A 12,227-nucleotide genomic window follows, 5' to 3' on the forward strand; every position below is an offset into this window, starting at 1 on the left:
GGATGGATTACCACTCCCTCAACGCGATGCTCAACCTCTACGACGCGGACGGGAACATCCAGTTCGACAAGGATCGTGAGGCCGCCAAGCAGTTCTTCCTGCAGCACGTCAACCAGAACACCGTCTTCTTCCACAACCTGAAGGAGCGGCTCGACTACCTGGTCGAGAACGAGTACTACGAAAAAGCCACGATCGACATGTACTCGCTGGACTTCATCCAGCGACTCAACGACCTGGCGTACTCGAAGAAGTTCCGGTTCCAGACGTTCCTCGGTGCGTTCAAGTACTACACGAGCTACACGCTCAAGACGTTCGACGGCAAGCGCTACCTCGAGCGCTTCGAGGACCGCGTCGTCATGACCGCCCTCGGCCTGGCGCAGGGCAACGAGCAGCTCGCCATCGACCTCGTCGAGGAGATCGTCGCCGGCCGCTTCCAGCCCGCCACCCCGACGTTCCTCAACACGGCGAAGGCCCAGCGCGGCGAACTCGTCTCCTGCTTCCTCCTCCGCATCGAGGACAACATGGAGTCGATCTCGCGCGGGATCAACTCGTCGCTGCAGCTCTCGAAGCGCGGCGGCGGCGTGGCCCTGCTGCTCTCCAACATCCGCGAGGCCGGCGCCCCGATCAAGCAGATCGAGAACCAGTCGTCGGGCATCATCCCCGTGATGAAGCTGCTGGAAGACTCCTTCTCCTACGCGAACCAGCTCGGTGCGCGTCAGGGTGCCGGCGCGGTGTACCTCAGCGCCCACCACCCGGACATCATGAAGTTCCTCGACACCAAGCGCGAGAACGCCGACGAGAAGATCCGCATCAAGACGCTGTCCCTCGGCGTCGTCGTGCCGGACATCACGTTCGAGCTGGCGAAGAACAACGAGGACATGTACCTGTTCTCGCCGTACGACGTCGAGAAGGTCTACGGCGTCCCGTTCGGCGACGTCCCGATCTCCGAGAACTACCGCGCGATGGTCGACGACTCGCGCATCAAGAAGACGAAGATCAAGGCGCGTGACTTCTTCACGACCATCGCCGAGATCCAGTTCGAGTCGGGTTACCCGTACATCGTGTTCGAGGACACGGTGAACAAGGCCAACCCGATCAAGGGTCGGATCAACATGTCCAACCTGTGCTCGGAGATCCTGCAGGTCAACACCCCGACGACCTTCAACGAGGACCTGTCCTACAAGGAGATCGGCAAGGACATCTCCTGCAACCTCGGCTCGCTGAACATCGCGCTGACGATGGACTCGCCGGACTTCGGCAAGACCATCGAGACGGCCATCCGCGGCCTGACCTCGGTCTCGCAGATGTCGCACATCACCTCGGTGCGTTCCGTCGAGGACGGCAACGACAAGTCGCACGCCATCGGCCTCGGCCAGATGAACCTGCACGGCTACCTGGCTCGTGAGCGCGTCTACTACGGCTCCGAAGAGGGCATCGACTTCACGAACATCTACTTCTACACGGTGCTGTTCCACGCCCTTCGTGCGTCGAACAAGATCGCGATCGAGACCGGCGAGACCTTCGACGGCTTCCGTGACTCGAAGTACGCGTCGGGTGAGTTCTTCGACAAGTACACCGACCAGGCGTGGACCCCCGCGACCCCTCGCGTTGCTTCGCTGTTCGACAACGCGAACATCACGATCCCGACGCAGGACGACTGGAAGGCGCTGAAGGCGTCCGTCCAGGAGCACGGCATCTACAACCAGAACCTGCAGGCCGTGCCGCCGACCGGTTCGATCTCGTACATCAACCACTCGACGTCGTCGATCCACCCGATCGCGTCGAAGATCGAGATCCGCAAGGAAGGCAAGCTCGGCCGCGTCTACTACCCGGCGCCGTTCATGACGAACGACAACCTGGACTACTACCAGGACGCGTACGAGATCGGTGCCGAGAAGATCATCGACACGTACGCCGCGGCGACGCAGCACGTGGACCAGGGCCTGTCCCTGACGCTGTTCTTCAAGGACACCGCCACCACGCGTGACATCAACAAGGCGCAGATCTACGCATGGCGCAAGGGCATCAAGACGATCTACTACATCCGTCTGCGCCAGCTCGCCCTCGAGGGCACCGAGGTCGAGGGCTGCGTCAGCTGCATGCTGTAGAGCTGCCGCTCTCTTCCTGGAGGCGCGGGGCGGGCCCCGCCCCGCGCCTCCAGTCCGTCATCAGATCACCATCTCGAATCCGGAAGACAATCCCATGACCCTCACCGACCCGGTCCACGCCACGGGCAAGTCCATCCCGCTGATCAGTGCGGTCAGTGCCATCAACTGGAACCGAATCCAGGACGACAAGGACGTCGAGGTCTGGAACCGGCTGGTCAACAACTTCTGGCTCCCCGAGAAGGTGCCGCTGTCGAACGACGTGCAGTCGTGGAACACGCTGACGCCGGCAGAGCAGCAGCTCACCATGCGGGTCTTCACCGGCCTGACGCTGCTCGACACCATCCAGGGCACCGTCGGCGCGATCAGCCTGATCCCCGACGCCATCACCCCGCACGAAGAAGCCGTCTACACGAACATCGCGTTCATGGAATCGGTCCACGCGAAGAGCTACTCGTCGATCTTCTCGACCCTGGCGTCGACGCCCGAGATCGACGACGCCTTCCGCTGGTCCACCGAGAACGTGAACCTGCAGAAGAAGGCCCAGATCGTCCTCGACTACTACACCGGTGACGACCCCCTGAAGCGCAAGGTCGCCTCGACGCTGCTCGAGTCGTTCCTGTTCTACTCCGGCTTCTACCTGCCGATGTACTGGTCCTCGCGCGCGAAGCTCACCAACACCGCTGACCTGATCCGCCTGATCATCCGCGACGAGGCCGTCCACGGTTACTACATCGGGTACAAGTTCCAGAAGGGCCTCGAAGGCGCTTCCGAAGAGCGCAAGCAGGAGATCAAGGACTACACGTTCAACCTGCTGTTCGAGCTCTACGAGAACGAGGTGCAGTACACGCAGGACCTCTACGACCAGGTCGGGCTGACCGAGGACGTCAAGAAGTTCCTGCACTACAACGCCAACAAGGCGCTGATGAACCTGGGCTACGAGCCGATGTTCCCCAAGGAGACGACGGACGTGAACCCGGCGATCCTGTCGGCGCTGTCGCCCAACGCCGACGAGAACCACGACTTCTTCTCGGGGTCCGGGTCGTCGTACGTCATCGGCAAGGCAGAGAAGACCGAGGATGAGGACTGGGACTTCTAGGTTCCGATCGACCGGGGAACGCCCCGCTGGCTTCGGCTGGCGGGGCGTTCTTGTGTCCGTATGTCGCCCCGTCAACGAAGTTGCGCGCGGACGGGCTATGTGAGACAAAGCTCATCTACCTGCTGAAGCGTGGAGCAGTTCGTTCGATGGCCGACCGGCTAACGGACGCCCGCTAAGCCGGGATCGCTCCTGGCGCTGGCGCTATCCGCTTTGCAGGCCAGTGACCTCGCCGCCTCGAGGACTGAGGCAGAGGCATCACCGATGCATCAGTGGCCCCATGGATGTGCTTCATTGTGCCGCCATGGATGTCCGTGGTCACGGATAGTATCCGACCATGACCGAACCTCTTCTTCGCTCCCTCCGCGAAGTGATGCTCGACGAGACTGAGCCATTGGCCGGTCTGCTGCGAAAGTGTCTCCTGCTCGGTGCCGAGACTGGGTCTGAGTCTTTGAGGACGTGGGCGCGAGCTGAGCTCAAGGGCTACCCGCCCGAGGGTGACGACGTTCCGGCTTACCGAAAGCTCCACGGAGTGCCAATGGTCATGGATTCGATGAGTGGAAACACTTGGGCAAAAGGGCAGAATCTAGCCCGTCTTCAAGTCCCGGCAAAGGCTCGAGAATACGTCCCGGAGTTCATCTCGTTCGTGCAGCCGGTTGAGGAGTTGGCGCAGCTTGCGCAGCAAAAGCATCTCAACTTTGGACACGCAGGTCTCGCGATGGCGCAGACTGTATGGAATAGCGAACTCGGGCCGTATCAAAGTGTCGTTTCGCTTGCGTTTGTAGTCCCTGGCTCTTTCTTGAGTGGGATTTTGGCGCAGGTGCGCACGAATCTTGTCGATATGATCGCTGACCTCACAGCGAGCACTCCCCTAACGGAGTTGCCTGGGCGAGCAAGTGTGGACGCCGCGGTGAGAGAGCATGTGGGTGATGTCTACAACACCACAGTGCTTCAGCCGAGCGGCCCAACGGCGATCGGGCGGGAGTCGTCGGCCAACGCAGGTCTGAGCATCGCGGATGCGGTAACCCTGCTCAAGGAGGTAGCCAAGGCCGCAAACCAGTTGGAGCGGTCACAGCAAGCTGATGTCCAAGCTGCTGTGCGAGACCTCGAGGCCGCGATGACCACAGAGGGAGCTGAGTCGGGTGAAGTCTTGCGGCTCACCGGGAAGCTCCGGAGTTTGACCGAAAAGCTTGGTGGTGCCGCTTTGGCGGCAGCAACGAGCAGCGCCGTGTCCGCGATCACTGAACTTGCTCTGCAAGGCGCATTCGGCTGATAGGGGCCACCCATGCCGGCGTGAGAGGCGCCGTTACCGGGAACACGGCGCAGGTCACCGACTCCACCGGCACCGTCACTCACACGTACGACGCGTCCGAGGTGCTCACCGCGACGACGTACCCGACGAGCTCGGGCACGGCGAAGCAGATCTACCTCACCGACTCGCCGGGCCGCCGTACCGACACGTGGCTCGGAGCCGACGCATCGGCAACGCCCGGTGTTGCACCGTCGACGTGGAGTGCGCACCAGAAGCTGAGCTACGACAAGTCCGGCAAGGTCACCAAGGTGCAGGCGTGGGCGGCGAACGAGGACCCGCAGCTCGTCGTCGACACCGACTACTGCTACATGGCCACCACCACCGCCCCGACGTGCACGGCTACGGAAGGCAACGACCGCACGAAGCTGCAGTGGTCGTACGACAACATCGGCAAGCAGGCCACCACGTACGGGTACACGGACACGGACGGGAAGACCCAGACCAAGCACCTCACCGGGATCACGCAGTCCGGCGGCACCAACCCGACGAACTGGGCATTCACGTACGACGACGCCGGCAACCGCACCGAAGCCAAGGCCACCAACGCTGCGACCAGCGCCGTGATCAGTGACCAGAAGCTGACCTACAACGCCGCATCGCAGATCACCACGGACGGGTACACGTACGACGGGACCGGCAACCTCACCAAGGCGCCGGGCGAGACGTATACGTACAACGGGGCGCAGCAGCTGACCGCGTCCACGAAGGACGGGGTGAAGACCAGCTGCGAGTACGCCGGCGCGGACATGAACAAGCTGCTCTGGCAGTCCACCGACGGGGGAGCAGAATACGGTTACGCGTATGGCACCAGCGACTCCAACGGCGTTCCCGTGATCGCCACCCGCGAGCAGATCGGCACCGGTACCGCATCAGTGCTGACCGACCCGGTCACCGGGCAGCCGCTGGACCTCCGCACCATTGACAGCGTCACCAGCTTGTACGTCCTCGATGGCATCGGGAACTCGACCATGTTGATCGCGGACACTGGCAAGATCGCTTACCAGGTCTCCTACGACGCGTACGGTGCCGAAACCGTCACCAAGGGGAAGACCAGCACGCAGTGGCTACAGAACCCCTACGGATACAAGACCGGCCTCAGCTCGAGCAACGGCGACGCGGGATTGACGAAGTTCGGGTACCGGTGGCAGTCCTCGACGACGGGGCAGTGGACTGAGCGTGACACGCTCGACGCCCCGTTAAACCCGTCAAACGCCAACCGCTACGCCTACGCCGGTAACGACCCCGTCAACGGGTACGACCCCTCCGGCCGATTCAAGTTCATCAAGGCTGCGAGCGAATTCGGAGCAGTAGCGGGCGCCGGGGAGTTTGCAGGACTTGGAATCGGAGCCGGTGTTGGATTGCTCACCGGTGGGCCCGCGGGAGCGCTGGCTGGACTAGGCGTTGGAGCTGCCATCGGAGGTGTGGTGGGTGTCACGGTTGGTATCGGAGTAGTTGCCCACCGCTGGGTGAACGGTGCGTACGATGGCGACGATGAGTAAGCCGATCGCCCTCAGCAAGGGAACGCGTGCCGTGCTGGCTACGTGTCTGGTACTGGCAGGCGTCGGACTGGGCTGGTTCGTTGCGGCTCTTCCTCTACCGGCAATCGTCGGCATCGTGGTCTGCTTCCTGCTAGCCGTTGTTCCGCTCGCAACTGTGCTCTACTCGGTTCTCAGCGGCAAGACCAGCGCAATGAAGCAGTAGTCGCCTCAGCATGAGGGCCCGTTCCAAGAGTCTTGGAAGGGGCCTTCATGCGTCAGCGCAGCCAGCGATGGTGCCCCCGGTGGCGGAAGGTCTAACGCGTTTCCAGCACCGCCAGCATGCCTTCAAGCGAGGCAACGCAGACGGGCCACCCGAGCCCGATCCGTTGGTGGAGCCTGACGATATGGCCATGCTGGCTCCGCCTTGTCATCCCTGGGAACCAGTGAAGGTCCCCGATGACGCTGCGATGCCGATTCACTGCCTTCTCTGCGGTCAGGCATTCACGGTCTGAACGGTTAGCATCAGCGTGCGGTGTCGCCGACGACGAAAACAGCCGGCTGCCCCGAGGGGTGGCCGGTGCCGTGTCCAGCGCGATGGGTCGGGGATATATCCCCGACCCATCGCGCTGTTCCTTGGCTTAGAGGCCCGGGTGGTAGCAGAGGCTGCCGTCCGTGGTCAGCCACGAGAAGGCCCTGGCCGACTCAGTGCCGTAGATTCCGTCGGCGGTGATGCCGAGCTCGCGCTGCGCTTTGATGAGGGCAGTCTTCGTTGCTGGGCCGAACTGCCCGTCCACAACAAGGCTCGGCTGTGGGGCGCTGTCGCATCCGTTCTTCAGCTCCTGTTGGAGGCGAGTCACGGGAGAGCCCTGATTGCCTTGCTCGAGCCGGCAGTCGCGGTTGCGGCTCGCTGTAGCTGGTGAGGTGTAGGTCTTACCGCCGGCTGCAGGGTTCGCGACGGTGTTGGTGCAGGTTCCGACGCTCTGGGTCGAAAGCGGCGCTGCCGCAGCTGTTGCTGCGGGAGCGACGATCAACGTGGCGCCGAGAGCCACAGCGCCCAGCACCGACGCGACACTCTTGATATAAAACTTCACTGTTTCCCCTAATTTTGAGCTCACGCCTGAGAAAGTCTCAGAGGGTTCCAGCGTGGTGCGGTCCGGGTGGTCTGTCAACGGCCAGAAGTAGACTCGGTACATGAGGCAACGATGGGTCACGGTAGCGGCAGGGATGGCCGTGATGCTCACGATGGCCGGCTGCACTCAGTCGGATGGTCTCGCCGCTCAATACCGAGCGGGTGATACGAAGAACTACATCTCGGGCGACGGGGCGGTCACGGAATTTCCCGCGAAGGACCGCGGCGACCAGATCACTTTCACCACCAAGGACCTCGATGGTAAGGCCATCACGGCCAAGCAGTTCCGCGGCAAGCCACTCGTCCTCAATTTCTGGTACGCGAGCTGCGCTCCGTGTCGGGCGGAAGCGGACGATCTCGCCGCCGTCAGTCAGGACACCGCAGACGAGGCGCGCTTCATCGGCGTCAACGTCCGGGACTCCGCGGGCACCGCTGACGCGTTCGTACGTTCGTACAAAGTTCCCTACGACAACGTGGTCGACGCTGAGAGCGGTGCGGTCCAGCTGGCTTTTGCAGGGCGAACGGCACCAAACTCGACGCCGTCAACAATCGTGCTCGACAGCAATGGTCGTGTGAGCGCACGAATTCTCGGCCCGATCAACCAAAACGTGCTCGCCACGCTGGTGAAAGACGCATCCAAATAGTGATTGCGAGGTTCTCTTCGTCGGCTACGCTGGCGTCGCCTCAACCCAGGCCCGCACAGGAGCTGGTGAGGCCCTTGCGCGTGGTCCTAGCCCTGGGAACACGTCGGCGTTGTCATCAGCCCGCGATACATCGCACCCCGCGCCAAGCGGCGGCGGTCAGATCTTCGCGAGAGCGCCCGCCGTTGCAGACGCCGCATCCCAGTCGATGTTCGCGTCCGGCGCGGGAGCATGGAACTTCACCCGGCCACGAACTGCGGCCTCTGTCGCCGTGAAGAGCGGGTTGTCGAACCCGAATGAGCACCGCGACCCGCATCCTGCAGCTCCCGGTATTCCTCGACGTCGTGCGCGTCAACGCCGGCAGTGGCCTTGCTCGCAGCAGCGGCCGCGCTCGTCCGCGCATCAGCGGTCGCCTCGCCCGCGTGGTCGACCGCCCACGTGTGGAGCGCAGCGAGGAGCATGGCCGCCTGGTCGTGCGCAGGGCCGGACAGGCTCCACGAGCCCTTCCGACTCGAGCCGGGCGATCGCTTCCCGCACCGGAGTACGCGAGACACCAAGCCAGCTCGTGAGCTCGTCATCGTTGAGTCGCTCCCCCGCCTCGAGCGTGCCGTTCTCGATCGCCTCGAGCATCTGCTCGTAGACGACATCACGGAGAAGACGGCGAGGACCCTGGCTGGTAGGAGACTTCGGAACAGGCACACCGTGACCAACCAGCGCACGCTCGGCTCAAGACTTCTTTTTGCACGGGGCGAGGTCCGCTTGCAGGGAGCACGGAATCTCAGCGAATGCCGCTCCCTCCGGGCGCACAGTTAGGCCGCCGGCGTCGTCCCTGCGCCCTCGGTGTCGTCCGCGCCCGCGGGGCCGGTGCCGGCCTGATCGAGGTTTTCGTGCGGGTCGCCCATGTCCCCCGTCGCCGCGCCAGTGGCATACAGCCCGAAGTGTTTGCGCGCGCTCTCGACCTGATGGATGAGGCTCTTGGAGATCATGGCCGTAGTCAACGCCGTGCGCCTGACGCTTCGCGGCAACGCGTGTTTGGGCAGGAGGCGCGGGACCAGTTCACAGCCGGAACCGCGCCTCCCGTCCGGCGCGTGGCACGCAGACCCGGGAGAGACGACTTGGCGATCAGCTCTCGAGGGAGGCTCGACGGATGGCACGGTGCGCCACCGGAATCGACAGGAGTGCGCCGCCGACGAGCACTCCTGCGGCCACGAGTACCGAGACCGGATTGCGGAGCGGAGCAAGGCCGATGCTGGTGAGGCACCACGCCGCGGTGATCGTCCCGCTGATGATCGTGGGGCGCAGTGCCGCGCGATGCCCGATGCGCCAGGCCGCATCGCTGGACATGGTGATCCGGGTCCGGACGCCGGCGAGATCGTTCCGAGCCAGCGACCCGTTCGCGGCTCTCCAGGTCAGCCAGGTCACGAGTACCGCGGCACCGACCTCGAGAGCCAGCGCGAACACCATTGCCTCATCCATGAGTTCGACGCTACTGTGCTGATGTGTGAACGGCAATGTTTCGAGTGCTGTGTTGTCGCCGAGGAGGGGAGCGGACAGAATGTCGAATCCGACGGAGGACTGGGCGTGAGCCCTCTCGTCCCGACAGTGTTGGATGGCGCCGCGATGAGCGTTTGCATCTTCGGGCTGTTGCTTGCCCTAGCGGCTCTCGCGTCGCTGATCAGAGCAGCGTCACCGACGGGCTTGCAGTTCCTTGCCTGGGCTCTCGTCGTCCTCTTCGTCCCCTTCGTCGGTCCGGTGTCGTGGTTCGCCGTTCGGCTCCGCGGGCGGCGACAGAGGTTCCGGTACCTCGATGACGACGCCTGATTCTCACCGCATGGTGAGCGGTGATGTCCCGAGCCGCCAGCGCCGAGTCCGGTCACGGCGGAACGGCGCTGCACACCCCCTGACGACCCTTCTGCGGAGGAAGGGATCCGGTGCGGAGCCCGCGTGAGCCCCAAGGGCTTTGGCGCGCAAGTCTTCGCGCGGCGGACGGCTGGCAAACCGTCCGTGAGCCCCGCGGGCCGTACGCCACCGCCTCGATGCTCGAGTGGGGGAGCATCACGAAGGGACTCGTCGGCGCGACGGCCTGGCTCACGCTCGAGGTCGACCGGCCTGTCGTGCACTACCTCCCCGGTGTGCCCGACGCCGACATGACCGTTGCTGACCTCGTGCACCACACCTCGGGTTTGCCACGGCTTCCGGCCACGATGCGCGACCGACTGTTCGGCGACCCGTACCGAGAGGCTGTCGGGGTTCCTCTGGACCTGGCAGCTGCGGGGCCGGTCACTCCCCGAGGCCAGTTCGAGTACTCGAACCTGGGGTACGCGCTCCTCGGCGCAGTACTCGACGAGGTGCACGGCGACTGGTTCGCCGCCGTGCGCCAGCACGTCCTCGAGCCGGCGGGGATCAGCTCGGCGGTCCTCGTGCCCGCTCCAGCAGACCGGGTGGTGCCGAAGCTCTTCGGTCGCGCGATCAAGCCGTGGGCGCTCGGAGAATCGTCGTTCGCGGCGGCAGGCGGCGTCTGGTCGACGTTCGACGATCTCTGTCGCTACGCCGACTGGGCGCTCGAACGCGGAGCCGGGCGCTCCCGCACGGTGAGCTGGCAGCGGGAAGGGGCATCGACCTGGATCAACGGAGAGGTGCGAGCGGCGGGAGCGATCATCGCCAACGCGGCAGGGTTCACCGCGGTGGTGCACACGCTCGCGAAGGCCCCACGCGCGGCCGACGCGATCGCCACGGCGCTCATCGAGCGGGAAGCGCGGGAGACATGCAGCGGCTGATGAACGCACCGATGGCCAACGCCCGCGGCCGACGCAGGCGAGCGGGGATCTTCGCTGCCGTCGCTGCCGCGTTGCCCGTCGTCGTCGAGGTTGCGCTCACCAGCGCCTGGTGGGATCGACTACCCGAACGGATCGCCACGACGTTCGGCCCCGACGGCAGCCCGAGCGGGTACGGAACACCGTTGGGAACCGCGATCCTGCTCGCGGCGATACAGGCGCTGTTTCTCGTGGCGGCTGTCGGGTCCGCCTTCGCTCGAGACCGGCGCAGAGGTCGCATCTCGTGTGCGGTCACCGCAGGGTTCGTCGCGGCTCTCGCGATGAGCTGGCTGATCATCGTGGGATTGGCGTCTTCGACGTTGAGTCCGACGGCTTGGTGGCTTCTCGCGGCGGCGCCCGCGTGGGCCGTTGTTCCGTACTGGCTGCTTTCCCGCGCGAGGGACTGAAAGCGGATCGCTGAGGCCGTGACCGGGGTCGAGGGGCAGTAGAGGGTGCGGGCGTTGCCAACGCAACCTGCCAGCCGGACGGAAGCCGCGCCTCCAGGCCGGATCGAGAGCCGCGCACGCGGCGGACGCAACACGAACGGCGGTCCTCCTCCTTCCGGAAGAGAGCCGCCGTGGTGTTTCGCGGCGATCAGCGGGCCGACGGGACCGCCGAGCCGACGAGCTCAGCCCGCACGGTGTCCGCCCCAGCGGACAGCGCACCGAGCTTGTCCAGCGCGGCCCCACGAGCCAACGGCGCCATCCCGCAGTTCGAGCTCGGGATGAGCTTGTCCGCGTCGACGAACTCGAGCGCCCGCCGCAGCACCTCCGCGACCTCTTCCGGCGTCTCCACGGTCTCGGTCGCGACGTCGATGGCGCCGAGCATGACCTTCTTGCCGCGGATCAGCTCGACGAGCTCGAGCGGCACGTGGGAGTGGATGCACTCCAGCGAGACGATGTCGATCGACGACTGCTGCAGCAGCGGGAAGGACTGCTCGTACTGCCGCCACTCCGCTCCGAGCGTCTCCTTCCACTTGTTGTTCGCCTCGATCCCGTAGCCGTAACAGATGTGCACGGCGGTCTCGGCGCGCAGGCCCTCGGTGGCGCGTTCGAGTGCGGCGACGCCCCAGTCCTGCACCTCGTCGTGGAAGACGGTGAAGGCGGGCTCATCGAACTGGATGATGTCGACGCCGGCGGCTTCGAGCTCGCGCGCTTCCTGGTTGAGGATCGTGGCGAACTCCCACGCCAGCTTCTCGCGGCTCTTGTAGTGCTGGTCGGAGAGCGTGTCGATCATCGTCATCGGGCCGGGGAGCGCCCACTTGATCGGACGGTCGGTCTGGGCGCGGAGGAAGCGGGCGTCGTCCACGAACACGGGTGCGCGTCGGCTGACGGCACCGACGACGGTCGGGACGGCCGCGTCGTACCGGTCACGGATCCGGACGGTCTCCTTGCGCTCGAGGTCGACGCCGTCCAGGTGCTCGATGAACGTCGTGACGAAGTGCTGGCGGGTCTGCTCGCCGTCGCTGACGATGTCGATGCCGCGGCGCTCCTGCTCGTGGACGGCGGAGCGGAGTGCGTCCTGCTTGCCCTCGGTGAGCGCTGCGCCCTGCAGGTTCCAGGGGGACCAGAGTTTCTCGGGCTCGGCGAGCCAGGACGGTTTCGGCAGGCTGCCGACGATCGAGGTGGGCAGGAGGGTGCTCATGCGGGTGCG

Annotated in this window: 14 protein-coding genes; 9 read left to right on the plus strand and 5 right to left on the minus strand. The window is 64.8% G+C overall.

Features of this window, described 5'->3' with window-relative positions; genetic code table 11:
• The first annotated feature begins 2 nt into the window (after positions 1–2).
• From nrdE to OGL88_RS11220, 5 genes are all read left to right on the plus strand, one after another.
• A complete protein-coding gene (gene nrdE, locus OGL88_RS11200) occupies positions 3–2,108 on the plus strand; it encodes a class 1b ribonucleoside-diphosphate reductase subunit alpha (RefSeq protein WP_111086560.1) in 2,106 nt (701 codons plus the stop codon).
• Between the two features lie 94 nt (positions 2,109–2,202).
• On the plus strand, positions 2,203–3,204 hold the full coding sequence (gene nrdF / locus OGL88_RS11205; protein WP_110892181.1) for a class 1b ribonucleoside-diphosphate reductase subunit beta: 1,002 nt from the start codon (positions 2,203–2,205) through the stop codon (positions 3,202–3,204).
• Positions 3,205–3,538: 334 nt separating this feature from the next.
• Positions 3,539–4,474, plus strand: a complete 936-nt coding sequence (locus OGL88_RS11210) for an AbiTii domain-containing protein (RefSeq protein WP_263091415.1) — start codon at positions 3,539–3,541, stop codon at positions 4,472–4,474.
• Positions 4,475–4,494: 20 nt separating this feature from the next.
• Positions 4,495–6,012: an RHS repeat-associated core domain-containing protein gene (locus tag OGL88_RS18045; RefSeq protein WP_263091416.1), complete on the plus strand. Its 1,518-nt coding sequence runs from the start codon at positions 4,495–4,497 to the stop codon at positions 6,010–6,012.
• Entirely contained in the window at positions 6,005–6,214 is a 210-nt protein-coding gene (locus tag OGL88_RS11220) for a hypothetical protein (RefSeq protein ID WP_263091417.1), read from the plus strand. Before OGL88_RS18045 ends, OGL88_RS11220 begins: the two co-directional genes overlap by 8 nt.
• Positions 6,215–6,629: 415 nt before the next feature.
• Here OGL88_RS11220 and OGL88_RS11225 read toward each other — a convergent pair whose 3' ends face one another.
• On the minus strand, positions 6,630–7,184 hold the full coding sequence (locus OGL88_RS11225; RefSeq protein WP_263091418.1) for a peptidoglycan-binding domain-containing protein: 555 nt from the start codon (positions 7,182–7,184) through the stop codon (positions 6,630–6,632).
• Here OGL88_RS11225 and OGL88_RS11230 point away from each other — a divergent pair.
• The gene (locus tag OGL88_RS11230; RefSeq protein ID WP_263091419.1) at positions 7,183–7,764 is read left to right on the plus strand and encodes a TlpA family protein disulfide reductase; all 582 of its coding nucleotides are present in this window, start codon (positions 7,183–7,185) and stop codon (positions 7,762–7,764) included. The two genes, OGL88_RS11225 and OGL88_RS11230, sit on opposite strands and share 2 nt — an antisense overlap.
• 399 nt (positions 7,765–8,163) lie before the next feature.
• On the opposite strand, the gene OGL88_RS11235 is transcribed toward OGL88_RS11230, so the two are convergent.
• From OGL88_RS11235 to OGL88_RS11245, 3 genes are all read right to left on the minus strand, one after another.
• The gene (locus OGL88_RS11235; protein ID WP_263091420.1) at positions 8,164–8,460 is read right to left on the minus strand and encodes a GntR family transcriptional regulator; all 297 of its coding nucleotides are present in this window, start codon (positions 8,458–8,460) and stop codon (positions 8,164–8,166) included.
• Positions 8,461–8,570: 110 nt separating this feature from the next.
• Positions 8,571–8,747: a hypothetical protein gene (locus OGL88_RS11240; protein ID WP_263091421.1), complete on the minus strand. Its 177-nt coding sequence runs from the start codon at positions 8,745–8,747 to the stop codon at positions 8,571–8,573.
• 136 nt (positions 8,748–8,883) lie between these two features.
• Positions 8,884–9,237 (minus strand): SdpI family protein, encoded by a 354-nt coding sequence (locus OGL88_RS11245; protein WP_263091422.1) that lies wholly within the window; start codon positions 9,235–9,237, stop codon positions 8,884–8,886.
• Positions 9,238–9,342: 105 nt separating this feature from the next.
• Here OGL88_RS11245 and OGL88_RS11250 point away from each other — a divergent pair, with 105 nt between their 5' ends.
• From OGL88_RS11250 to OGL88_RS11260, 3 genes are all read left to right on the plus strand, one after another.
• On the plus strand, positions 9,343–9,582 hold the full coding sequence (locus tag OGL88_RS11250; RefSeq protein WP_263091423.1) for a PLDc N-terminal domain-containing protein: 240 nt from the start codon (positions 9,343–9,345) through the stop codon (positions 9,580–9,582).
• A gap of 110 nt (positions 9,583–9,692) precedes the next feature.
• The gene (locus OGL88_RS11255; protein ID WP_263091424.1) at positions 9,693–10,538 is read left to right on the plus strand and encodes a serine hydrolase domain-containing protein; all 846 of its coding nucleotides are present in this window, start codon (positions 9,693–9,695) and stop codon (positions 10,536–10,538) included.
• A complete protein-coding gene (locus tag OGL88_RS11260) occupies positions 10,526–10,981 on the plus strand; it encodes a DUF1648 domain-containing protein (RefSeq protein WP_263091425.1) in 456 nt (151 codons plus the stop codon). Before OGL88_RS11255 ends, OGL88_RS11260 begins: the two co-directional genes overlap by 13 nt.
• Positions 10,982–11,168: 187 nt before the next feature.
• Here the strand turns inward: OGL88_RS11260 and OGL88_RS11265 are convergent, their stop codons facing one another.
• Entirely contained in the window at positions 11,169–12,218 is a 1,050-nt protein-coding gene (locus OGL88_RS11265; protein ID WP_263091426.1) for a methionine synthase, read from the minus strand.
• Positions 12,219–12,227: the final 9 nt, after the last annotated feature.

The organism is Curtobacterium sp. RIT-PI-V (assembly GCF_025642935.1).
Lineage (GTDB): Bacteria > Actinomycetota > Actinomycetes > Actinomycetales > Microbacteriaceae > Curtobacterium.